The 23,211-nt window shown below is 67.6% G+C and carries 22 protein-coding genes; 15 read left to right on the top strand and 7 right to left on the bottom strand.

Annotation, left to right across the window (positions count from 1 at the left end; genetic code table 11):
- Positions 1 to 22: 22 nt before the first annotated feature.
- On the top strand, positions 23 to 1,444 hold the full coding sequence (locus KF684_10950; GenBank protein MBX3353437.1) for a hypothetical protein: 1,422 nt from the start codon (positions 23 to 25) through the stop codon (positions 1,442 to 1,444).
- A 308-nt stretch (positions 1,445 to 1,752) separates the two neighbouring features.
- Here the strand turns inward: KF684_10950 and KF684_10955 are convergent, their stop codons facing one another.
- The 3 genes from KF684_10955 to KF684_10965 all read right to left on the bottom strand — a co-directional run bounded on the left by KF684_10955 (position 1,753) and on the right by KF684_10965 (position 4,756).
- Entirely contained in the window at positions 1,753 to 2,118 is a 366-nt protein-coding gene (locus KF684_10955; GenBank protein ID MBX3353438.1) for a cupin domain-containing protein, read from the bottom strand.
- 216 nt (positions 2,119 to 2,334) lie between these two features.
- Positions 2,335 to 3,690, bottom strand: a complete 1,356-nt coding sequence (locus tag KF684_10960; protein MBX3353439.1) for a UDP-glucose/GDP-mannose dehydrogenase family protein — start codon at positions 3,688 to 3,690, stop codon at positions 2,335 to 2,337.
- A gap of 70 nt (positions 3,691 to 3,760) precedes the next feature.
- Positions 3,761 to 4,756 (bottom strand): SDR family oxidoreductase, encoded by a 996-nt coding sequence (locus KF684_10965; protein MBX3353440.1) that lies wholly within the window; start codon positions 4,754 to 4,756, stop codon positions 3,761 to 3,763.
- Positions 4,757 to 5,130: 374 nt separating this feature from the next.
- On the opposite strand from KF684_10965, the gene KF684_10970 reads away from it, so the two are divergent.
- From KF684_10970 to KF684_11015, 10 genes are all read left to right on the top strand, one after another.
- On the top strand, positions 5,131 to 6,189 hold the full coding sequence (locus KF684_10970) for an NAD-dependent epimerase/dehydratase family protein (GenBank protein ID MBX3353441.1): 1,059 nt from the start codon (positions 5,131 to 5,133) through the stop codon (positions 6,187 to 6,189).
- A gap of 28 nt (positions 6,190 to 6,217) precedes the next feature.
- On the top strand, positions 6,218 to 6,847 hold the full coding sequence (locus tag KF684_10975) for a hypothetical protein (GenBank protein ID MBX3353442.1): 630 nt from the start codon (positions 6,218 to 6,220) through the stop codon (positions 6,845 to 6,847).
- A 7-nt stretch (positions 6,848 to 6,854) separates the two neighbouring features.
- On the top strand, positions 6,855 to 8,120 hold the full coding sequence (locus KF684_10980; protein MBX3353443.1) for a glycosyltransferase family 4 protein: 1,266 nt from the start codon (positions 6,855 to 6,857) through the stop codon (positions 8,118 to 8,120).
- Positions 8,117 to 9,787 carry a WcaF family extracellular polysaccharide biosynthesis acetyltransferase gene (locus tag KF684_10985; protein MBX3353444.1) on the top strand — a complete coding sequence of 557 codons (1,671 nt, stop codon included), beginning with the start codon at positions 8,117 to 8,119 and terminating at the stop codon, positions 9,785 to 9,787. Before KF684_10980 ends, KF684_10985 begins: the two co-directional genes overlap by 4 nt.
- Positions 9,784 to 10,398, top strand: coding sequence for a WcaF family extracellular polysaccharide biosynthesis acetyltransferase (locus KF684_10990; protein MBX3353445.1), 615 nt, complete (start codon positions 9,784 to 9,786; stop codon positions 10,396 to 10,398). Before KF684_10985 ends, KF684_10990 begins: the two co-directional genes overlap by 4 nt.
- Entirely contained in the window at positions 10,391 to 11,263 is an 873-nt protein-coding gene (locus KF684_10995; GenBank protein MBX3353446.1) for a sulfotransferase, read from the top strand. The genes KF684_10990 and KF684_10995 overlap by 8 nt, the downstream gene beginning before the upstream one ends.
- Positions 11,253 to 12,134, top strand: a complete 882-nt coding sequence (locus KF684_11000; protein MBX3353447.1) for a hypothetical protein — start codon at positions 11,253 to 11,255, stop codon at positions 12,132 to 12,134. Before KF684_10995 ends, KF684_11000 begins: the two co-directional genes overlap by 11 nt.
- Positions 12,131 to 12,730, top strand: coding sequence for a class I SAM-dependent methyltransferase (locus KF684_11005; protein ID MBX3353448.1), 600 nt, complete (start codon positions 12,131 to 12,133; stop codon positions 12,728 to 12,730). The genes KF684_11000 and KF684_11005 overlap by 4 nt, the downstream gene beginning before the upstream one ends.
- Before the next feature lie 132 nt (positions 12,731 to 12,862).
- Complete coding sequence (locus KF684_11010; protein MBX3353449.1) at positions 12,863 to 13,477, top strand: helix-turn-helix transcriptional regulator; 615 nt, start codon at positions 12,863 to 12,865, stop codon at positions 13,475 to 13,477.
- Positions 13,468 to 14,328 carry an SRPBCC domain-containing protein gene (locus KF684_11015; GenBank protein ID MBX3353450.1) on the top strand — a complete coding sequence of 287 codons (861 nt, stop codon included), beginning with the start codon at positions 13,468 to 13,470 and terminating at the stop codon, positions 14,326 to 14,328. The genes KF684_11010 and KF684_11015 overlap by 10 nt, the downstream gene beginning before the upstream one ends.
- A 24-nt stretch (positions 14,329 to 14,352) precedes the next feature.
- Here the strand turns inward: KF684_11015 and KF684_11020 are convergent, their stop codons facing one another.
- Positions 14,353 to 15,108, bottom strand: a complete 756-nt coding sequence (locus tag KF684_11020; protein MBX3353451.1) for a nucleotidyl transferase AbiEii/AbiGii toxin family protein — start codon at positions 15,106 to 15,108, stop codon at positions 14,353 to 14,355.
- The gene (locus tag KF684_11025; protein MBX3353452.1) at positions 15,105 to 16,091 is read right to left on the bottom strand and encodes a hypothetical protein; all 987 of its coding nucleotides are present in this window, start codon (positions 16,089 to 16,091) and stop codon (positions 15,105 to 15,107) included. The genes KF684_11020 and KF684_11025 overlap by 4 nt, the downstream gene beginning before the upstream one ends.
- Positions 16,092 to 16,308: 217 nt before the next feature.
- On the opposite strand from KF684_11025, the gene sat reads away from it, so the two are divergent.
- Positions 16,309 to 17,478 (top strand): sulfate adenylyltransferase, encoded by a 1,170-nt coding sequence (sat, locus tag KF684_11030; GenBank protein MBX3353453.1) that lies wholly within the window; start codon positions 16,309 to 16,311, stop codon positions 17,476 to 17,478.
- A 12-nt stretch (positions 17,479 to 17,490) separates the two neighbouring features.
- On the opposite strand, the gene KF684_11035 is transcribed toward sat, so the two are convergent.
- Positions 17,491 to 18,318 (bottom strand): FkbM family methyltransferase, encoded by an 828-nt coding sequence (locus tag KF684_11035; GenBank protein MBX3353454.1) that lies wholly within the window; start codon positions 18,316 to 18,318, stop codon positions 17,491 to 17,493.
- A 129-nt stretch (positions 18,319 to 18,447) separates the two neighbouring features.
- Here KF684_11035 and KF684_11040 point away from each other — a divergent pair, with 129 nt between their 5' ends.
- A complete protein-coding gene (locus KF684_11040) occupies positions 18,448 to 19,611 on the top strand; it encodes a glycosyltransferase (protein MBX3353455.1) in 1,164 nt (387 codons plus the stop codon).
- Here KF684_11040 and KF684_11045 read toward each other — a convergent pair.
- On the bottom strand, positions 19,608 to 20,837 hold the full coding sequence (locus KF684_11045) for a glycosyltransferase family 4 protein (GenBank protein MBX3353456.1): 1,230 nt from the start codon (positions 20,835 to 20,837) through the stop codon (positions 19,608 to 19,610). The two genes, KF684_11040 and KF684_11045, sit on opposite strands and share 4 nt — an antisense overlap.
- Before the next feature lie 85 nt (positions 20,838 to 20,922).
- On the opposite strand from KF684_11045, the gene KF684_11050 reads away from it, so the two are divergent.
- Positions 20,923 to 21,780 (top strand): sulfotransferase, encoded by an 858-nt coding sequence (locus KF684_11050; GenBank protein ID MBX3353457.1) that lies wholly within the window; start codon positions 20,923 to 20,925, stop codon positions 21,778 to 21,780.
- A 53-nt stretch (positions 21,781 to 21,833) separates the two neighbouring features.
- Positions 21,834 to 23,198, top strand: a complete 1,365-nt coding sequence (locus KF684_11055; GenBank protein ID MBX3353458.1) for a hypothetical protein — start codon at positions 21,834 to 21,836, stop codon at positions 23,196 to 23,198.
- Positions 23,199 to 23,211: the final 13 nt, after the last annotated feature.

Consider the following 23,211-nt stretch of genomic DNA (forward strand, 5'->3'; position numbering starts at 1 on the left):
TCGGCATGCAGGAAGGGCGCCCGTGAACACGAGGAAGAATCACACGAATCGGCTGGTGGGCGCGCTGGTCGTGGGGGCGATTCTTGCGCTCCTGGCGGGGCCGGTGATCCTGTTCGGGCAGGACCTGGGCGCTCCCGGCGACGACGGGGTGCGGCGGTACACGACGGGCGAGGCGTACGACGCGAACGACTATCACCTGCCCGTGGTGCGGGCGATGGCTGCGCAGTGGCCGGGGGTGAACATCCGCGATTACAACTCGGCGACGGCGCCGGGGTATCACCTGCTGCTGGCGGGGGCGAGCCGCGCCGGCGTGAGTGACGAGGGGCTTCGGGGCGTGACGCTGGCGCTGAGCGTGGTGTTCGTCGGGGCGGCGGCGTGGTTCGCGTCGGCGCTGGCGGGCTGGAAGCGCGGCGTGGCGCTGTGCCTGCCTCTGGTCGCGTCGTCGTATGTGCTCGCGGCGGCGTCGTGGATGACGACCGACAACGCGGCGCTGGGGATGGTCGCGATCGCGGTCGGGTGCGCCGCGTTCGGGGGCGGGCTGGCGTCGAAACTGGCGATCGGCGGGCTGGGCGCGACGCTGGCGGTGGCGACGCGACAGATCCATATCTGGACGATCGCGCCGCTGTTCGTCGCGGCGTGCGCCGGGGCCGGCGCGACGGGGTGGATCGGGTTCGTGCGCCCGATGGCGGATCGCGTCGGGCTCGTGCCGCGCGCAGAGGCGTCGAAGCGCGACGCGGCGGCGCGTCTGGTCGTCGGCGCGTTCGCGTGCCTGGCGCCGCTGGCGCTGCTGGGGTGGTTCGCGTGGATGTGGGGCGGGCTGATCCCGCCTTCGTTCGTGGAGAAGCACGCGAGCGGTGTGTCGCTGTCGGTCCCGGCGCTGGCGCTCTCGCTCGCTGGGATCTTCGGCGCGGCGTTCGTGCCGGCGGCGTGGGAGCAGGCGAAGGCGCTGCGTGCGCGCGACCCGATCGTGCTCGGGACGGTTGCGCTGGGGCTGTTCGCCGCGCTCGCGCCGTCGACGGCGTGGGACGCGGACGCCGGGCGCAAGTTCGGGTGGCTGTGGGAGGTCGTCCGGCGCGCGCCGAGCGTGGGGGATCGTTCGGTGGTGTTCGTCGCGCTGGCGCCGGTCGGCGCGCTGGTGTTGCTGCTGCTGTGGAGAGCGGCGGCGGCGCGGGGCGATGCGCGGGCGCGCTGCGCGACGATCCTGCTGGTGGCGGGCGCGTGCTGGTGCGCGGCGCAGATGGCGAACTCGCAGGCGTGGCAGCGCTATGTCGAGCCCCCGGTGCTGTGCGGCGTGATCTGGCTGGCGGCGTGCGCGCAACCCTCGAGAGAGTCGCTGCGCGCGTGGCCAGCGCCGGTGCGCGTCGCGTGGCTTTTCGGGCCGGTTGCGCTGGCGGGGATGCTGCTGGTGGTGTCGGCGGCGACGATCTATCTGAAGGTGTTGTAGGGGAAGGGAGTGGGGAAGAGGGAGTGGGGAGCAGGGGGGAGAAGGAGGAGACACTGCGCTTCGTGCGGTGTTTGCCCCTTCTTCTTTTCTCAGTTTCGAAGAGCGAGTCAGAGAAGAGGAGCGAAGCCGGGAGGCGGTGAGCACCACACTTCGTGTGGTGGCGCCGAAGAAGAAGAAGAAGAAGAAGCGCAGAGGAGGCAGAGGTTGGGGAGGGAAGCCCGGAGGTTGGGTAGCCCTCACCCCAGCCCTCTCCCATTCGGCTGCGCCGAACAGGAGAGGGGGCAGGAATGAAGACAAACCGGAGCGTGTTACAAGCGTTCGAGGTCGGCGCGCGTGCGCGGGTCGGTGGCGGCGTTGCCGGTGTTGAGGGTGGTGGCGGGCTCGAAGAGGAGGACGTGGCACTCGCCGTCGACGCTGGCGGGGCGGTGCTCGACGCCTCGGGGGACGACGATCATCTCGCCCTCGCGCACGAGTTCGGAGCGGTCGGTGAAGTCCATGCGCATCGTGCCCTTGACGACGAGGAAGAGTTCGTCTTCGTGGTCGTGGTGGTGGAAGACGAACTCGCCCTCGAACTTCACGAGTTTGACCATCTGCCCGTTGAGTTCGGCGGCGATGCGCGGGGACCAGTGGTCGGTGAAGGTTGCGAAGGCGTTGTGGAGGTTGATTGGGTGCATGCGAAAGGCACGGGTGATGAGGCGAGAGGCACGAGGGAAGAGGGCCAGGATTGGTGCAATTGTAAGTGCGTGTGGTTGTTGTGTGTGCGAGGCGGGGTAGCCCGGGTCAGGAATGCCCCGGGGCACCGAGAAGGAGTGGAGAAGAGCATGAAAAAACGGGCGATCTCTCTCGCCCGTTTGGCTCGTGCCTGATGCCTTGTGCCTCGTGCCTTCTTCTTACGCGTCTTTGCCGTTGACGACGGGGGGTCGTCCGACGGAGTAGTAGGTGAAGCCGGCGGTCTTCATGGCTTCGCGGCGGTAGAGGTTTCGGCCGTCGAAGATGACGGGTTCGCGCATGAGTTCGCGGACGGTCTCGAAGTCAGGGGATTTGAAGGAATCCCAGTCGGTGGAGATGACGAGCGCGTCGGCGCCGCGGAGGGCGTCGTCCATGTGGTCGACGAGGTTGATGGAGTCGCCCATTTCCTTGCGGCAGTTGTCCATGGCGACGGGGTCGTAGGCGACGACGTTGCCGCCGGCGTCGAGGACGTTCTGCATGAGTGTGAGTGCGGGGGCCTCGCGGATGTCGTCGGTTTCGGGCTTGAAGGCGATGCCCCAGAAGGCGACGGTTTTGCCCTTGAGTCCGCCCTTGCTCGCGAAGTGCTTCTCGATCTTCTTGAAGAACTCGCGGCGCTGCTGCTGGTTGACGTCGTGGACGGCCTTGAGCAGCGTGGTGGGGTGGTTGGCGCGATCGCCCATGGAGATGCAGGCGAGGACGTCCTTGGGGAAGCAGGAGCCGCCGTAGCCGACGCCGGGGTAGAGGAACTGGTTTCCGATGCGCTTGTCGGCGCACATGCCCTCGCGGACGCGCTTGATGTCGGCGCCGTAGTGCTCGCAGAGGTTGGAGATCTCGTTGACGAAGGAGATCTTGGTGGCGAGCATGGCGTTGCTGGCGTACTTGACCATCTCGCTGGAGAGGATGTCCATGATGAAGATGGGGTGTCCCTGGCGGACGAAGGGCTCGTAGAGGGCGCGCATGGCGTCGGCGGTGTGCTCGTTCTCGACGCCGCAGACGACGCGGTCGGGCTTGTTGAAGTCGTTGATCGCGGCGCCTTCTTTGAGGAACTCGGGGTTGTTGGCGACGTTGAAGGGGTATTCCTTGCCGATGCGCTCGATGATGCGCGCCTTGACGGCGAGGGTGGTGCCGACGGGGACGGTGGACTTGACGACGACGGTCTTGGGCTTCTGGGTTTTGCCGAGGGACTTGATGACGTCGGCGATGTCGTCGGCGGCGCCGAAGACATACTTGAGGTCTGCGTGGCCGCTCTCGTCGGAGGGGGTTCCGACGCAGATGAAGATCATGTCGGCGTCTTTGTACGCCTTGGCCTTGTCGGTGGTGAAGGTGAGCCGTCCGGCGTCGACGTTGCGCTCGATGAGGTCGGTGAGGCCGGGCTCGTAGATGGGGCAGCCGCCGGAGTTGAGGGTGTCGATCTTGGAGGGATCGACGTCGAGGCAGGTGACGTGGTTGCCGGTGTTGGAGAAGCAGGTGCCGGTGACGAGCCCGACGTATCCGGTGCCGACCATGGTGAGACGCATCGATGATCTTCCTGTTGGCTAGGCCGGCGGGTGTGTTGGCCGGCGGGAACGGCGTTACGAGCGGGCCCGGTCAGTAGTTCGGGGTGGGCGCGCGGTACTTGGTCATATCAATGGACTTGAACCAGGCGATGGTCTTCGCGAGACCTTCACGGAGCTGGACGGTTGGCTCCCAGCCGCCCAGCCACTTTTTCGCGAGGTCGATCTGGGGCTGGCGCTGCATCGGGTCGTCAGCGACGGCGGGTCGGAAGACGATGCTGGAGCGCGCGCCGGTGAGTTCCTTGACCAGCTCGGCGAGCTGGAGGATGGTGAACTCGCCGGGGTTGCCGAGGTTGACGGGTCCGACGAACTCGTCGGGCCCGTTCATCATGCGGATGATGCCCTCGACGAGGTCGTCGCAGTAGCAGAAGGATCGGGTCTGGGACCCGTCGCCGTAGATGGTGATGTCCTCGCCCTTGAGTGCCTGGCGGATGAAGTTGGAGACGACGCGTCCGTCGTAGGGGTGCATGCGCGGGCCGTAGGTGTTGAAGATGCGGATGATGCGCATGTTGACGCGGTGCATCCGGTGGTAGTCCATGAAGAGCGTTTCGGCGGCGCGTTTGCCCTCGTCGTAGCAGGCGCGCGGGCCCAGGGTGTTGACCGAGCCCTTGTAGGATTCGGGCTGTGGGTGGACTTCCGGGTCGCCGTAGACCTCGCTGGTGGAGGCCTGGAGGACCTTGGCGCGGCAACGCTTGGCGAGGCCGAGCATGTTGATGGCGCCCATGACGGAGGTCTTCATGGTCTTGATGGGGTTGTACTGGTAGTGGCCCGGTGCGGCGGGGCAGGCCATGTTGTAGATCTCGTCGACCTCGAGCCAGACGGGGTTGACGACGTCGTGGCGGATGAGTTCGAAGTTGGTCCTGCCCAGCAGGTGCTCGATGTTGGATTTCTGGCTGGTGAAGAAGTTGTCGAGGCAGATGACGTCGTGTCCCTGCGCGACGAGTCGGTCGCAGAGGTGGGAGCCGAGGAAGCCGGCGCCGCCGGTGACCAGGATTCGTTTGACGAGCGACACGGTGCGGGCTCCCACCATGGGGGGTTGGAGGGTCGTGGCCCCTGCCGGGGCGTGGTCCGACCGGTCCGGGAAAAAGGGGCGGGACTATAGCGATCGGCCCGTCGGGGGCGCCGGTGAAGCGCGCCGGGGGAAGAACTTGGGATCGCCCGGGGGCGTACGACGCCGGCGGGCGCGTCGTTCGTCGTCGAAAGGGTTTACGCGACGCACACACGCGTTCGGGCCCGGTCGCGGATGGGGGGGTCTACGATTGCGGCTCCCTTGGGTCTCGTGTCGGGGCACGGGCGCTCGCGGGGCTGGATCGAGGGTCGCGGATGGCCGATAAGCCCGCCCGCGACTGGTCAGTTTTCACGCCCCCCGGCGCTCCGGGGCGGCATAGCCAAGAGGTCCCCACGATGCGTGTTCTCGTCACCGGCTCCAGCGGTCTGATCGGCTCCGAAGCGGTCACCTTCTTCGACGCGATGAACTTCGACGTCCACGGCGTGGACAGCAACATGCGCAAGGCGTTCTTCGGGCCCAAGGGGGACACCTCCTGGAACCGCGACCGTCTGAAGAAGGTGTGCAAGCGGTTCACGCACCACGAGATGGACATCCGCAACCGCGAGGGGATCGAGGCGCTGATCTCGAAGGTCAAGCCCGAGCTGATCATCCACGCGGCGGCGCAGCCCAGCCACGACCTGGCGGCGGCGATGCCCTACGAGGACTTCGACACCAACGCGACCGGCACGCTGAACATGCTCGAGGCGACGCGCCGGCACGCGCCCGAGGCGGTGTTCATCCAGGTCAGCACGAACAAGATCTACGGCGACGCGCCGAACTTCATCAAGATGAAGGAGCTCGAGACGCGCTGGGACTACGACGACGCGCGCTACGAGCACGGCATCGCGGAGGACTTCCAGATCGACCGCTGCACGCACTCGCTCTTCGGCGCGAGCAAGCTGGCGGGCGACATCATGGCGCAGGAGTACGGGCGGTACGACTCGATCCGGCTGAAGACCGGCGTGTTCCGCGGCGGGTGCCTGACGGGCCCGAGCCACAGCGGCGTGGAGCTGCACGGCTTTTTGAACTACCTGGTGATGGTGGCGCTGCGCGAGGGCGACTACACGATCTTCGGGTACAAGGGCAAGCAGGTGCGCGACCAGATCCACTCGTACGACGTGATCAACGCGTTCTGGCACTTCGCGCAGAACCCGCGCCCGGGCGAGGTGTACAACCTGGGCGGGGGCAAGGACAACGCGGCGTCGCTGCTGGAGTGCGTGGAGATGATCGCGCAGGCGTCGGGCAAGCGTCCGAAGCTGACCTACAGCGAGACGAACCGCATCGGCGACCACATCTGCTATTACAGCGACATGCGGAAGTTCAAGCAGCATTATCCCAAGTGGGATTGGACCTACTCGCTCGACCGGATCGTCGAGGAGATGGTCGAGGGCGTGGCGTCGCTGCAGCGCGCCTGATCGCCCCGTCCCATTCGGAGACAACGCCGTGGACCAACGCTCGCTGAAGATCCCCAAGACGATCGCGCTTGTGTGCTTTCTGATCCTGGTCGCGTGCACCTACACGGTGCGTGGCAAGGTGATCGAGTTGAACGAGGTGCGGCTGTCGTCCGACCACGCGCGTGCGGAGGCGGGGATGGAGGCGTTCCTGGGCAGCTACGAGGCGCGCCGAGCGGCGTACGACGCGGAGCGCGCGGTGTATGAGCGGGACATGCGCCTGTTCAACGAGAACCTCGAGGAGTTTCTGAGGGAGCAGAGCGAGCGCCGGATGTCGGGCATGTCGCGGGCGCCGCAGATGCCCATGCCGCCGCAGACGCCGGAGGTGACGAGCGAGCTGGCGCGGATCAACGCGGAGTTCCGGGCGGCTCGTCACGAGTATTTCAAGATGGCGCGGTGGCTGAACCTCGTGGCGGGTCTGGCGTCGCTGGGGCTGGTGGGTTCGCTGGTGTATCTGGCGATGACCGACCGCGAGACGGGTCGGTGGGTGTATCTGGGTGTCCTGTCGGTGGCGTTCGTGTTCCTGATCGGTCCTTCGTTCCACACGGTGCTGTCGTCGATCGTGAGCGCGTTGAAACCGCCGCCCTACGAGTCGTTCGGGTACGGGTGGATGCCCTACTGATTCGACCATGCGCATCACGATCATCAATCAGTTCTACACGCCCGATGTCAGCCCGACGGCGCACCTTTCTGCGTCGCTGGCGGAGCATCTGTCGTCGCGCGGGCACTCGGTGACGGTGGTGGCGAGCCGGGGCGGGTATGTGCCGGCGTCGAGGGCGGACGCGCGGGCGCAGGTGGACGGGAACCCGAGCGTGCGTCGGATCTGGACGCCGCAGTTCGGGAAGGCGACGATCGTGAAGCGTTGCGCGGACTACGCGGTGTTCTATCTGGGCGCGTTGTGGACGCTGCTGACGCTGCCGAGGCAGGACGTGGTGGTGTCGCTGACGACGCCGCCGTACATCGCGTGGGCTGGGGTGGCGCACTCGTGGCTGCACCCCGGGACGAAGGTGGTGCTCTGGAACATGGACTGCTACCCGGACGCGGCGGAGCGTCTGGGGGTGATGCGGCGTGGCGGGCTGGCGAGCCGGGCGATGCGCTGGATGAACCGGCGCCTTTTCCGTCGTCTGGACCGGCTGGTGTGCCTGGACACGGCGATGGTGGAGCTGCTGATGAGCCAGTACGGTCCGGACCCGTCGCGCGGGGGGCGTGCGCTGCCGGTGGAGGTGATCCCGAACTGGGAGAAGGCGTCGTTCTTCCCGGATCGCGCGCCCGGGGAAGAGTGGGAGGGCGTGGAGCGTCTGGGGCTGCGTGGGCGGTTCGTGGCGTTGTACCTCGGGAACACCGGGTACGGGCACGAGTTTGACACGGCGCTGGACGCGGCGGCGGCGATGCGGGACGAGCCGGTGACCTTCCTGTTCGTGGGCGGGGGGTCGCGTCTGAAGGAGATCGAGGAGGGGGCGAGGGCTCGCGGGCTTTCCAACGTGGTGGTGCACGGGTATGTTGCGAAGGAGCAGACCCCGGCGCTGATGGCGAGCGCCGGCTGCGCGTTGATCACCCTGCGCGACGAGGCGCTGGGCGTGATGAGCCCGAGCAAGCTTCACTCGAACCTGGCGATGCGCCTCCCCGTGATCTATATCGGCCCCGAGAAGAGCAATGTGGACGACGCGATCCGTCGCTTCGGGTGCGGCGTGAGCGTTCGCATCGGAGAGGTCGATCGCGTGGTGGAGTCGTTGCGGGGGATGATGCGTGACGCGTCGTTGCACGCCGGTCTGCGTGCGAAGGCGCGTGCGGCGTTCGACGGCGCGTACTGCGACCTTCGGACGATGCCCGAGTTCGAGCGCGTGCTGTCGGAGACGACGGGCGCGCGTTCCCCGGCGGAGGGCGTGTCGGCGTGAGCGACCTTGTTTCCCAGAACGGCCCGGGTGCGCCCGGGGTTTCGGACGCGTCGCCCTCGCTGGCGACCGGGGAGTCGCCCGGCGCGTCGGGGGGCGTGCGGACGCGCGCGAACATCGAGGTGGTGATCCCGACCTTCAACGAGGAGCTGAACCTGGCGCACGCGCTGAACAGCGTTGTTGGCTGGGCGGACGCGGTGTGGGTGGTGGACAGCGAATCGACGGACCGGACGCGTGCGATCGCGGAGGACCTGGGCGCGCGGGTGGTGATCAGGCCCTGGCTGGGGTACGCGAAGCAGAAGAACTGGGCGCTGGAGAACCTGCCGATCGAGTCGGACTGGGTGTTCATCCTTGACGCGGACGAGTCGATCTCGCCGGAGCTGCGCGAGGAGTTGCTGGAGATCGCGCGTTCGCCGGTGGAGGAGGTGCGTGAGTCTGGTTTCTACGTGAACCGGCTGACCTATTTCATGGGGAAGGCGATCCGTCACTGCGGGTATTTCCCGAGTTACAACCTTCGTTTCTTCAAGCACGGTCGCGCGTGGTACGAGGACCGCGACGTGCACGAGCACATGGTGGTGAGCGGTTCGACGAGGCGGCTGCGTCACCTGATGCGCCACGAGGACCGGCGGGGTCTCGAGCACTTCATCGCGAAGCACAACCGGTACTCGACGCTGGAGGCGCGCGAGCAGATGCGCGAGCGCGTGCGCGTGCGGAAGGACCGGGCGAAGGAGCTGGAGCGCGGGATCGCGCTGCGCCGGTTCCTGAAGCATCACGTGCAGCCGCGCCTGCCCTTCGCCGGGCTGTGGCGGTTCGTGTACATGTATTTCCTTCGCGCCGGCTTCCTGGACGGGATCAACGGGCTTCGGTTCTGCCTGTTCCTGGCGACCTACGACTTTTTCATCTCGCTGAAACTGCAGGAGTTGAAGCAGCGCGGCGCGCTGGTGAACTCGGCGGTGATCGAGGCGGCTGCGACGCAGGGCCTGGCGGTGCCCGAGGGCGCGAACGCGACGCCCAGCGGGAAGGCGAGCGACCATTACGCGGCGACGCGCGCGGCGGGGAGCGCGCCGGCGGTCGAGCGGCGCGACGCGTCGAGGGTGCGTCACCAGCTGACGCCCGATCCCGGGACGCACCTGGGGCAGATGACGCCGGAGAGCAGCCCGTGGACGACGCGCGAGAAGCTGGCGCGCGCGGTGTGGATGGTGGCGGGCAAGCCGGTGTTCCGCCTGTCGTTCCACAACTGGTACGGGTTCCGCGCGGCGCTGCTGCGCCTGTTCGGAGCGCGGATCGGCCGGGACGTGCGCATCCGCCCGAGCGCGCACATCGAGATCCCCTGGCATGTGACCATCGGCGACGACGTGACGATCGGGGACCACGCGATCCTGTACTCGCTGGGGCACATCACCATCGGCGCGCGGACGATCGTGAGCCAGTACGCGCACCTGTGCGCCGGGACGCACGACTACACGGACAGGCGGTTCCCGCTGCTTCGTCTGCCGATCGAGGTGGGCGAGGACGCGTGGATCTGCGCCGACACCTTTGTCGGGCCGAACGTGAAGATCGGGAAGCTGACCGTGCTTGGCGCGCGTTCGAGCACCTACAAGTCGCTGGAGGCGGGCTGGGTGTACTCGGGGAACCCGGCGAAGGCGCTCAAGCAGAGGGAGCTGCGATGAGCGGCGCGCCTCACGAGACGGGCGGCGGTGGCGCGAGCGGGGCGGTCGATCCGCTGGCGCGGCGCGTGAGCCCGTATTCGTTCCGCCAGAAGGTGATGCGCGTGCTGTGGATGGTCGTGGGGCAGCCCGTGATGCGCATGACCTTCCATAACTGGTATGGCATGCGCTGGTGGTGGGTGCGCCTGTTCGGGGCGAGACTGGGCCCGGGGGTGCGTCTGCGTCCGACGGTGAAGATCGAACAGCCCTGGAACCTGACGATCGGGGAGAACTCGTTCGTCGGCGACCACGTGATCCTGTACTGCCTTGGTCCGGTGACGATCGGGAAGAACGTGAGCGTGAGCCAGTACGCGCACCTGTGCGCCGGGAGCCACGACTACCGGCGTCCGGACCTGCCGCTGCTGCGTCCGCCCGTGACGATCGAGGACGATGTGTGGGTTGCTGCGGACGCGTTCATCGGCCCCGGTGTGACGGTGGGTCGCGGCGCGGTGATCGGCGCGCGAGCGAGCGTGTTCAAGGACCTGCAGGGCGGGAAGGTCTATGGGGGCGAGCCGGCGCGCGCGTTGCGCGATCGGACGAGCTGGGCGCCCGATCGGGGCGAGAGCGATGTCTGAGCGCGCGGGCCGCGCCCGTCTGGACAGGCCGATCATCATCGTGGGCGCGCACCGCTCGGGGACGACCTTTCTTGGCGGCGTGATCGCGCAGCACCCTGGCGTGGCGTTCTGGGAGGAGCCGCGTCATGTGTGGACGATGGGGCACGGGTATAGGAAGGACGACGTGCTGACGGCGCGCGACGCTTCGGCGCGGATCGCGCGGAAGATCACGGAGACCTTCGCGTCGTACACGGCGGAGCGCGGGCGTGCGCGCTTCGCGGAGAAGACGCCCAGTAACTGCCTGCGTCTGGAGTTCATCGAGGCGATCTTCCCGGACGCGGTGTATGTGCACATCTATCGCGACGGTCGCGCGGTGGTGTCGTCGACGATGAAGATGCTGGGGAACAAGCCGCAGGGCAAGTGGGTGGTTGAGCGCCTGAAGGGCACGCCGATCTGGGAGTGGCCGGCGTACGCGCCGCGTGCCGCGCGCACGATCGGGAGGAAGTTGCTGGGGAAGGACATGAGTTTCTGGGGGCCCAGGCCGCCGGGCTGGCGCGAGTGGGTGAAGCGTGATCCTGCGCATGTTCGTCTGGCGCGTCAGTGGGTTGGCACGGTGGAGCCGACGCTGGCGTTCCGGGAGCGTGTGGACCCGTCGAGGTGGCTGGACGCGCCGTACGAGCGGGTCGTGACGGACCCGGCGGGGTGGGCGACGCGCGTGCTGGAGCACGCCGGGCTCGAGGTCGACGCCGGGACGCTGGAGTACATCCGACGCGAGGCGGACGCGGGTCGTCGCGAGACATGGCGCGAGGCGCTGAGCGACTCGATGCTGGAGGAGATGCGCCCGGTGATGGAGCCGACGATGCGTCGGTTCGGCTATGCGTGGTGACGGCGCGCGAGGCAAGATTCTCGTGCACCTGCACATCCCGAAGAACGCGGGGACCTCGTTCAGCCGGATGCTGAAGATGGGGATGCTGGTGCGTCCCCCGACGAACCTGCTGCGTCAGCGCGTGACGCTGGGTCTGTACGATGTCCCGGGGCTGGAGAACCGGCTGGACGCGATCGGTCGGCTGGCGCCGCGCGACGCGTCGCGGGTGCGTTTCTTCGAGGCGCACTGCGGCTGGGGCGTGCACGAGCGTCTGCCGGGCGAGTGCCTGTACATGACGCTGCTTCGCGAGCCGGTGCGCCGGGCGCTCTCGGTGCACGCGTTCCTGCAGCAGGACGGGGTGATCCCGGTGGGCACGCCTCTGGAGGAGTTTTTGCGCACGGAGCCGGCGGACCGCGTGTGGTCGGTGGACAACGCGCAGGTGCGCTACCTGGCGGGCGAGGGGGGGATGAACGACACGCGCCCGATCGGTTCGTGCACGCGCGCGATGCTGGAGACGGCGAAGGAGCGGCTGCGCTCGATGTTCATGTTCGGGCTGGTGGAGCGGTACGACGAGTCGTGCGCGATGCTTCTGGGCGCGCTGGGGTGGCGCGGGGGGTTCTCGATCACCTCGAACGTGACGACGAAGGCGAAGAAGATCGAGACGACGCCTGCACAGGACGCGCTGCTGCGCGAGATGAACGCGCTGGACATCGAGCTGTACGACTACGCGATGGCGCTGTTCGCGGAGCGTGTGGAGGGTGGCGGGCCGGCGCTGGCGCGCGACGCGGCCCGGTTCGGGGCTCGCAGCGCGCGGATGGCGCGTCTCGCGGGCGCGACGATCGATCGCGCGCTGACGGCGAGGCGGAAGCGTCGCGAGGGCGAACGCGCGTGAGGGCCTCGCAGCCGCTGTTTCGCGCGTGCGGCGTGGGGGCGGGGTGCGTCACGGTCCTCGACTGCACCGCCGGGCTGCTGGGCGACGCGCTGCTGCTCGCGCAGCGCGGGATGACGGTGACGGCGTACGAGCGGAACCCCGAGATGGCGGCGCGTCAGCGCGAGATGCTGGAGTCGCTGCGCGACGCGGCGGCGGCGGGCGAGGGGGAGTTCGACGGGCCAACGCTCGCACGCGTGACGCTCGTGGAAGCGGACGCGCGCGAGGCGCTGAGGGGGATCGCGGAACGGGGCGGGGGTTTCCCGGATGTGGTGTACATCGACCCGATGCACCCGGAGCGGAAGAAGGGGCTCAGCGCCAAGGAGATGCGCGAGGTCCGTGAGATCGTGGGTGTGGACGAGGACGCGGGCGAACTGCTGGCGTGGGGCCTGCTGGCGGCGGGGAGGCGCGTGGTGGTGAAGTGGCCGCGGGTCGGACCGGGGCTCGAGACGAAGATGCCGGCGTGGGCCCTGGAGCGGTTCGCGGGCGTGAAGCCGGCGGGGAGGATCGAGGGGCGGGGGACGAGATTGGATGTGTTTACGCCGAGGAGAAGGGAGTAGGGAGCAGGGAGCAGGGGAGGAGAGGGAAGAGGGGGCGATGGGGGGAAGAAGACCCGGGTCACCGCTGCGCGGATGCCCCGGGGCACCGGCATTGGTCTTGACAAGTTTATTTGTCAATGGTATTCTGGGGGCATGCTGGATGTGCGCGTGATTGATGATCCTGAGGCGGCGGCGGTGGCGCTGGACCCGATGCGGAGCCGGCTGCTCGCGGAACTGCGTGAGCCGGCTTCGGCGGCGATGCTGGCGGAGCGCGTCGGGCTGACGCGCCAGAAGGTGAACTATCACCTGCGCAGTCTGGAACTGCACGGGCTGGTCGAACTCGCGAGCAAGAAGCAGTGGGGCGGTCTGACCGAGCGCCTGGTGGTGGCGACGGCGTCGTCGTATGTCGTCTCGCCCGCGGCGCTGGGGCCGGTGGCGGTCGACGCCGAGCGCGCGAAGGACCGGCTGGCCGCGAGTTATCTGATCGCGCTGGCGGCGCGTGCGGTGCGCGAGATCGCCGGGCTGATCCGCGGCGCGGAGCAGGCCGGCAAGCACCTCGCGACGATGTCGGTCGACACGGTGATCAGGTTCCGCTCGGCGCGCGAGCGTGCCGCGTTCAGCGCGGAACTGACGGAGGCGGTGAATCGCCTCGTCGCGAAGTACCACGATGAGAGCGCGGAGGGGGGGCGGTCGCACCGGGTGGTGCTGATGGCGCATCCCCTGCCGCTGAATGAAACCCATGCACCGGAGGATGCATCATGCCAGTGAAGAAGGGAAAGAACGGCGAGCGTTCCGTCGAGGCGGAGGTCGAGGTCCCGGGATCGCCCGAGGAGGTGTGGCGCGCGATCGCGAGCGGCGAGGGCATCTCGTCGTGGTTCATGCCCAGCACTGTTGAAGAGCGCGAGGGCGGGAAGGTCGTGTGCAGTTTCGGCCCCGGGATGGACTCGGTCGCGACGATCACTGCTTGGAACCCGCCGCAGAACTTCGTGGCGGAAACGGAGGAGGGTCCGGGGAAGGTCGCGACGGAGTGGATCGTCGAGGCGCGCGGCGGGGGGAAGTGCGTGGTGCGCGTGGTGCATCGCTGGTTCGCGAGCACCGACGACTGGGACGGGGAGTTCGAGGGTCACCAGTACGGCTGGTCGTCGTTCTTCCGCATCCTGCGGCTGTATCTGGAGCATTTCGCGGGGCAGAGGTGCGTGATCGTCCCGCTGTCGGCGTTCAGCAAGGCGAGCGCGCCGGAGACATGGCGCGCGATGAAGAGCGCGCTGACGATAGACGAGAAGGCGCAGCGCTTCGCGTCTGCGCCGGGAGCGCCGGTGTTGTCTGGCGCGACCGAGACGATCGTGATCGACGACCCGGAGTTGCTGAGTGTTCGAGAGAGGTCGCCGCAGATCGTGGCGGCGCTGGAGGGCATGGGCGACGAGAACCCCGAGTTGCTCTTGCGTCTGGACCGTCCTGCGCCGGGCATCGCGCACCTGTTCGTGATGGCGATGGGCGAGACGACGATGGTGTCGATCCGGTTCTTTCTGTACGGGGAGGAGGGCGCGGCGGGCGCGGAGGGCGTGCAGCGCGAGTGGGGCGAGTGGCTGGCGCGGCGGTTCCCCGAGGGAGCGTCATGAGGAAGGCGCTTCGTCGGGACGCGCTCATGCAAGCCCGTACACTGCCTTGAGCGTGTCGATCGACTGCTCGAATGAGACCCCCCTGATCCCAAGGGACTTCAGGTCCGGGGGCTCGGCCTTCACTTCGTCAATGAACCGATTGATGTCGGTGCGAACCTGGTCCGGGAGATCGCGCAGCGCGGCGGGATCGATGATCTGGATCAGGCTGAATACATCCCTCTTGTGCTTGCCAATCGATCTGCTGTCCACCTGCTCGCCCGCGTCTCGTCGACTGCGGAGGTCGAGCCACGCCCTCGCTTTGAGCGGAATCAGGTGTTCCGCGCGAACGAGGGTTACGCCCTGGATTTCGATCTTTCCGTCATGTATCCAGCGGTAGTAGTCTTCGTCGAGGAGGATCGCGGAGAGGCTGGACACCTCGTCGTCAACCGGTATCGGTGTCAGCACGCTCTCGCCGGAGACCTCGATCGCATCAGGCTGGCGTGAGAACAACTCCAGCATGGCCGGGTAGGAGCCGTCCCGGGGCTTCTGGAATCGGTAGAACTGCTTCTGGCCAGCAGACGACTCCCGCTGTTCGTAGCCCCCTGCTCTCACGAACGTCCAGAACGCTTCCGCGAACTCACGGTCCAGCGCTTCCACACACAGCACGATGTCGAGATCACGCGTGGCTCGGAATGGCAATCCTGCTTCCGTCATGAGGAGGTCGCACGCCGTGCCACCGATCAGGACATAGCGGTCCCTGAACGCGGCGAAGTGATCCCGGAATCGCTCGAGACCTCTCACCACGGCAACCCCCCGAGCAATTCATCGAGCGCCCCCTGCACCCTCTCGTCGGCGTCCTCACGAAGTGAGATGTACAACGAGAGCGGGTCGACGGCATCGCCGTCGCTCAGGATGTGGGGAGGGTACTTCCATACCTCAACATCCACCGCCCCCGGCTCACGCATGGGGATCGTTTCGACTGCACCTTGCTTTATGCACGATTGCCAGTCGTCGCGGCTCACGGCGACCACTGGGCTGCTCGGCTCTGCGAGCATGGAGCGACGAGCCAGCGCGCTGAGGCCCGCAACGAACCCACGGAGCGCGTGAATCTCACCTTTGACATGTTCCACACGAAGGGCCGGGTTACGCATGAGCGGCAGCGCCTTCTCCCATATGGAGCGTCTGTCTGCGACAAGCGTCAACTCCCTCGATCGATCGATCCTTCTCGATTCGGCGAGCCCTGCGGCCTCAAGCTCGTCGAACGCGCGGCTCAGCGTGATCGCCGAGTATCCCAGGCGCGGCTTGAGATCAGCGGCCTTCACCGGAGAATCATCGAAGCCGCGAAGCAGCATGTGGATCAGGACGGCCTGTGTCGAGGGGCCGATCGCGTCCCGCGCGGGCTTCTTCTGGTCGAACCGCTCCCGGAGGTCGAGCCCGAGGGGGGGCAGGTACATCTGTCTTCCGGGGACGATGAACGGGATTCGGTGATCGATCAGTCGCCTGCGGTTGTACGAGGTGACGCCATCGCGCACATACACGACCTCGTCATGGGTTCTTTGGCGCGCCTGGTCGATGTGCTTGCGGATCGTGGCGGGCGTCTCCTCGTCCGGCGTTCGCGCCGCCATGAACAGGAGCGGGGTGTCGTGGAGTCGCCCCCCGAAGAACGCGTACCTCTCGCGAAGAAAGAGCGGCAGCCCCTTATGCCCTTCCCACGGACGGAGAGAGACATGCTCGCCGAGAACCTCGGCGAGGTAGCGGGCCAGATCCTGGGCGATTCGCTTCATCGGGGTATTCTACCCTTTTTTCTGCACATTACCATTCTTAATGGTATCGTGCAGATTGGCGGTAGACTGGAGTCGCCGGCAGATCTCCCCTCACCCGTCGGCTGCGCCGACACCCGCTCCCCGCTCCCTGCTCCCTTATCCCAGACAGCGCCTACCCTCCGTTCCTGCCCGAAACCCGGGTTTTTGCACTTCCGACTGCTTTGGAGGACAGAGGCGTATGCACGGTCTGATCGAGCCGCACGGCGGCACTCTCGTGAATCGCGTCGCGACTGGCGACAAGCTGGCGTCTCTCAAGAAGGAGGCGTCGTCGCTGCCGCGGATCGATCTGTCGATGAAGCAGTCGTGCGACCTGGAGATGATCGGTGTGGGGGCGTTCAGCCCTCTGACCGGGTTCATGGGGGAGGCGGACTTCACGAGCGTGTGCCGCGACATGCGTCTGGCGTCGGGCGATGTGTGGCCGATCCCGATTTTGCTGTCGGTGGACAAGTCGAAGGCGCCGGCGGCGGGTTCGCGCGTCGCGCTGTACGCGCCCAACGGGGTGCTGCAGGGCGTGATGACGGTGACCGAGGTGTACGCGCACGACAAGAAACTCGAGATCCCCAATGTCTTCCGCACCGACGACGACGCGCACCCGGGCGTGGCGCAGGTGAAGAAGGAGGGCGATGTGTGCCTTGGCGGCCCTGTCGAGGTCGTCGAGGTGTGCGTTGATCCGAAGGGCCCCGAGGCGTTCCTGGATCACCGGCTGACGCCTCACCAGACGCGCGAGCAGTTCGCGAAGCGCGGGTGGAAGACGGTGGCGGCGTTCCAGACGCGCAACCCGATCCACCGGGCGCACGAGTACCTGTGCAAGGTCGCGCAGGAGATCTGCGACGGTCTGCTGATCCACCCGCTCGTGGGCGAGACCAAAGAGGGCGACATCCCGGCGAATGTGCGCATGGAGTGCTACCAGGTGCTGATCGAGAAGTACTTCGTGCCCGAGCGCACGATGCTCTCGGTGATGCCGGCGGCGATGCGGTACGCGGGCCCTCGCGAGGCGATTTTGCACGCGATCGTTCGCAAGAACTACGGGTGCACGCACTTCATCGTCGGTCGCGACCACGCGGGCGTTGGGAACTATTACGGCACCTACGACGCGCAGCAGATCTTCGACACGGTGAACATGGACAACCTGAAGATCATCCCGCTCAAGTTCGAGCACTCGGCGTACAGCAAGCTGGCGCAGGGGATGGTCACCAGCAAGTCGTTCCCGAAGATCGAGGGCGACCAGGTGTTCCTGTCGGGCACGAAGGTGCGCGACATGCTGGCGGCGGGTCAGCGTCCCCCGGTCGAGTTCTCTCGCCCCGAGGTGGCGGATGTGCTGATCCGCTGGGCGACGGGGAAGAACTGATCGGGTCGGCGTTCAGGCCGGCAGGAAAGTGATATTGAGCGTGTCGCCGCGCTGATGCCGTGTTTCGGCGCGGTAGCCGCGCGCGAGGATTTCGCGTTCGAGGTCGGCGGCGGACTCTCCCTGGGATTCGAGCGTGGAGAGGTGGAACTCGACGTCGAGGCGTCGGATGGCGCGTTGCTGGATCCAGGGCATGAGGCCCCGGATGACGCCGGCTTCTGCGCCCTCGACATCGCACTTGACGACGGTGGGGGGCGCGAGAGCGCGTTCGCGCGCGTAGTCGGCGGGGGTGCACACCCGGACGGTGACGGTGGACTGTTTGGACTCGGGGCTGTTGGCGTGGCCCTTGACGAGGGAGTTGGTGCCGGAGCCGAGCTCGCCTGCGACGATGAAGTCGAAGGAGCCCTCGGAGTCGGAGAGGGCGACCTCGTGGACGGAGGCGTTGGCGAGTTTGTTGCGCGCGATGTTCTCGCGGATGCGAGAGGCGGTTCTGGGCTCGGGCTCGAAGGCGTGGACCTGAGCGTCGGGGTGGAGGGCGGCTGCGGCGCAGGTGAACATGCCGATGTTGGCGCCGATGTCCCAGAAGACATCGCCGGCGCGAAGGAAGCGGGTGACGGACTCGATGTGGGCCTGCTCTCCGACGGCGTTGACGACGCGGATGGCTTCGCGCCTGGTGGAGACGAGGAACTCGACGGGCTTGTCGTCGATGAGGACGGTGTGCGAGCCCTTCGCGATGACCTCGTCGAGGTGTCGGTGTCGGAGGGAGGCGCGGAGTCGGGAGATCCCGAGCGTGCGCGCGAGGCGTGTGATGAGCGGGTGGCGTCGGGTGGCGGTTGCGTGCATGGAGTCGCCGTGGCTGGAGGTCGGGTCTGGTCGACAGGATACCGTGCGGGTCGTGGTTTCCGAAGCAAATGATGGTGAAATCGAGGGTTGGGGGAGGGCGCGGCTGTTTGGGATGAAGTAGGATGTGGCATGCGAGTCGTGCACTACCTTGATCGGATCCGTCTGGAGCTGGGGGGCGTGGTTCGGGCCGTGCTGGACCTTGCGGCGGCGACGGCGCGTGCCGGGGACGATGTGACGGTGCTGACCCACGACGGGAGCGACGTGCCGGGGGAGTGGCGTGGTGGGGGTCCGGGCGTGCCGCGGGTCGTGACGGTGGCGTCGCCGGCGTTGCCGGGCGGGTGGTTCGCGCCGTGGCAGATGGGTGCGGTTCGGTCGGCGCTGCGCGGGGCGGACGCGGCGCACGTGCACGCGATGTGGACGCCGAGCAACACGCAGGTGGCGGGCGCGGCGCGCCGTGAGGGTGTTGGATATGTGCTGACGCCGCACGGGATGCTGGACGACTGGTCGATGTCGCAGCGTCGCGCGAAGAAGAAGGTGTACCTGGCGCTGGGTGGTCGAGGGATGCTGGAGCGTGCCGGGGCGGTGCACTGCACGGCGAGCGCCGAGGCGACGCAGGCGCGAGCGTGGTTTCGGAACCCTCGGGTGGAGGTGGCGCCGGTGCTGTTTGATCTGGGGCCGTATCGCGAGCTTCCCGGGGTGGGTGCGAGCGCGCGCGCGTTTCCCTTTCTGGAGACGGGGAGGCCGGTGCTGGTGTTCCTGAGCCGGCTGCACGAGAAGAAGCGTCCCGACCTGCTGCTGGACGCGGCGGGCCTGCTGCGCGAGGGGGGCGTGAGTGTGGAGGTGGCGATCGCCGGGACGGGCGATGCGGCGCTGGAAGAATCGCTGCGCGCACAGATCAAGCGGCTGGGGCTTGAGGGGAGCGCGCACCTGCTGGGGATGGTGAAGGGTGTCGAGAAGGTTTCGCTGCTGGAGCGTGGGGATGTGTTCGTGCTGCCCACGAGTCAGGAGAACTTCGGGATCGCGATCGTGGAAGCGATGGCGTGCGGGACCCCGGTGATCACGACGAAGGGCGTGGACATCTGGCCCGAGCTGGAGGGCAGCGGCGGGGCGGTGATCGTGGACCGCGTGGACGCGCCGACGCTGGCGCGCGAGGTGCGTGCGCTGCTGGAAGACGGCGCGCGGCGCGCGTCGATGGGGGCGCGTGCGCGCGAGTGGGCGCTGCGCGAGCTGGACGAGGGCGCGGTGGTGGAGCGTTACCGGGAGATGTACCGGAAGGTCGCGGCGCGGGGTTAACGCTTCGCGCGCCGTTCGCGCGCGCGTTCGGCGGCGAAGCGGAGCGCGTTCTCGAGCCCGTCGGCCATCCGCGTGATGGAGTACTTCTGCGTCGCGGTCTGGTGGGCGTGGGCCGAGAGGCGTTCGCGCAGGGGCTTGTCGGTGAAGAGGCGGCGGAGCGCTTCGACGAGTGCGTCGAGTGAGCCGTGGGTGTAGGTGAGCCCGTTGCGCTCGTGCTCGAGTGCTTCGATCTCGGGGTTCTGGGTCTCGATGCGATCCGAGGTGACGACGGGGAGGCCGTAGCCCATGGCGTGCAGGATGCTGAGGCCGATGTTCTGGGGGTAGCAGAAGCAGTCGGCGGCCATGAACCACGGGGCGATGCGTTCTTCCTCGTAGATGGCGCCCAGGAAGCGCGCCCGATCGCCGAGGTTGAGGGTGGCGGCGAGTTCGCGGAGCCGCTCGTCCTCGGGGCCTGCGCCGATGATGACGGCGGTGGAGGTTGGGAACTCGGCGGTGAGGGCGGCGACGGCGCGGAGGAGCAGGTCGACGCGGTTCTCGGGGTAGGTGCGCGAGACGAAGAGGACGACGGGGGCGTCGCCGAGGTTCTGTTCGCGCCGGAAGGCGGCGATGCGCGAGGGGTCCTCGATATAGGGCTGGCGGGCGGCCTGGATGGGGGCCTGGTCGAGCGAGTTGAGTGCGACGAAGACGCGTTCGGGGGCGACGCCGGAGTCGATGTACTGCTGGGCGACGGACTCGCTGTAGAGGGCGATCGCGTCGGCGAGACCGACGACCTTGCGCCGGATCCATTTGCGGTGGGGGGCTTCGCGTTTGGAGTAGCCGTGGCCCCAGAGGACGGTTCCGATGCCGGCGCGGCGCGCCTTGAGGAGGGAGGGGATGAGGGAGAGGAAGCGAGTGTTCCAGGCGACGGTGGTGGCGTCGAGGGCGCCGGGCTGGAGCTTGCGGAGGAAGACGGAGTCCCACATGAAGTTCTTGTAGACGACGCGCATCTCGCGGAACTCGGCGTCGAGGTCGGGGGCGTCGACGTTGGGGAGGGCCATCTTGCCGTAGAGGACCTTGAGTTGGACCCCGGGCCGGTTGGAGAGCTCTCGGTAGCAGGGGACCCGGAACTTGGGCATCGCGGACTGCTGGAGCATGAACCGGAGGGGCCTGGCGGCGGGGTCGGCGCCGGCGCTGGGCCCGGCGCTGGTCTGATTGGTCCGGGCGATGTCTTGGGTCCGGGTGGGCATGTGTCGAGTATAGAGGGCGGGCCCGAACGCCCGGCGCGTCGGGGTCGTACGCTGGTGTGAGCTGGACCAAAGGAGCGGATGCGGCATGAGATTTCCGGACTTTCTGATCATCGGCGCGATGAAGTCGGGGACCACGACGCTGTATCGCGACCTGCAGACGAACCCGTCGATCTTCATGCCCGAGGACAAGGAGCCCCACTCGCTGTGCGACGACGCGGTGCTCACGCCGGCGGGTCGCGAGGCGTACGCGCGTCTGTTCAGGCCTGCGCGCGAGGACCAGTTGTGCGGCGAGGCGTCGACGGGGTACACGAAGCTGCCGGACTATCCCGGGGTGGTGGGTCGTGCGGCGGCGACGCTGCCCGGGCACGCGAAGTTCATCTATGTGGTGCGCGACCCGATCGCGCGTCTGGTGAGCCATCATCACCACGCGCTGACGGAGGGTCGGTGCTCGTCGTCGATCGAGGAGGCGCTGCGGGAGCTTCCGGAGTTGATCGAGTACTCGAGGTACTGGACGCAGGTGCGGCCCTGGGTGGATCGCTTCGGCGCGGAGCGCGTGCGCGTGGTGGTGTTCGAGTCGATGGTGAAGGACCGGGTGGGGGCCTGCGTGTCGCTGTGCGAGTGGCTGGGGGTGAGGGCTCGCCCCGAGCTTGTCGATCCGGGGACGGTGCACAACGCGAGCGAGCGGAAGCCGGTGCTGACCGGGGGGTGGCGGGCGTTGCAGCAGTCGTGGGTGTACCAGAGGGCGTTGCGTCCGGTGCTGTCTCACACGGTGCGTCGGACGCTGCGAGAATCGCTGCTTCCGAAGGCGCCGGAGCGTCCGGGGGGGCCGAGCGAGGGGGTGCTGGAGCGTCTGAGGGCGGAGTTCGCGCCGGAGGTGCGGGAATTGCGGCGTATCGTGGGGGGTTCGGGCGAAGAGTGGTTGTCGAAGTACGACGGGGGCTGAGACCCGGAGACTCGTGGTATGCCGCGGCGTGAGTCGCGGCGGGAAGGCCGAAGATGTCGACGAAGATGCTTGCCGCGATCCTGGGGATCATGTCCGTCGCGATTCTCGCGAAGATGATGATGGACCACCTGCGTGGTCGTCACCCGCTGATGTCGCTGAGGAACTTCGCGCTGCTGGGGCTGGTGCTTTTCCAGAGCGCGAGCGGGATGACGCACCTGTGGGTGGGTGACTACCGGAAGTACCCGGTGTATCAGCCGGAGGAGTCTGGCCTGACCTTCCTGCTGATGCTGACGGTGTTCACGGTGCTGTTTTTCGTGTTTTACAAGTGGGGTTGGCCTTCGCGGACGCTGGCGAAGTGGACGCCGAAGTCGACGGCGGTGCCACCGGACAGCGTGCTGATCATCATGGCGTGCGTGTTCACGGTGGTGGCGGGTGTTCTGCGCGTCGGGGTGAATGTGCCGCTGATCGGCATTCTGGCGTCGCTGCTGGGTCTGGGTTTCGCGGCGATCGCGTGCGGGCTGGCGGGCTGGGTGTGGGGCAAGCAGCTGTGGAACCCGATGCTCGCGGGCATCGCGGGCGGGGTGTTCCTGGTGAACGCGCTGGTGGCGATCACGGGCGAGTTCGGTCGTCGGAACCTGGTGGCGGTTGGGGCGGCGTTGCTGTGGGGGATGTTCCACAGCCGGCTGAAGCACCTGCCGCCCATGAAGAGCCTGCAGATCATGGGCGCGCTGGCGGTGCCCCCGGTGATCATCGTGGCGATGTTCACGGCGGTGCGCACGGCGGGCGATTTCAGCCGCTCGGCGACGCAGCACGTGCAGGCGATGACGCAGGGGAGTCTGAAGACGGGCATGGTGGACCTGCTGTCGGGTCAGGGCACGGCGGCGGCGTCGCTGTTCGTGATCGAGCGGTACCCGGCGGTGCACCAGGGCGGGTTCCTGCAGTCGGCGATGTACTCGTTCGCGGCGCCGATCCCGCGGGCGTGGTGGACGACGAAGCCGATGCCCCTGAGCACGGAGATCGCGTCGAAGGCGGACATCCCCGGGGTGACGCACGATCGCATCACGCTTCCGCCCGGGATCATCGGGTACGCGCGCGCCGAGGGGAACTGGATCGCGGTGGTGTTCTACGCGTTCTTCTTCGCGGCGCTGATCCGGTACTTCGATCAGTTGTCCTGGCTGTCGGTGAGCCCGCTGGTGATCATGCCGATCGGCGCGCAGCTTGGGCAGATCCTCGGGTTGTTCCGTGGCGACCCGGGGCTGTTCATGAGCGCGTACATGATGACCTTCGCGATGTCCTACGGGATCTGCGTGGTGCTCGCGAAGGTGCTGGAGCGGACGGGCGCGCCGAAGTTCGCGTACGAGCAGACGCCGGACCCTGCCCTGGAAGAGGCGGAGCCCGGCGTTGCGTACGGTGACTGAGGTGTTCGAACGG

It is taken from the genome of Phycisphaeraceae bacterium (assembly GCA_019636675.1).
Classification (GTDB): Bacteria; Planctomycetota; Phycisphaerae; order Phycisphaerales; family UBA1924; genus JAHBXC01.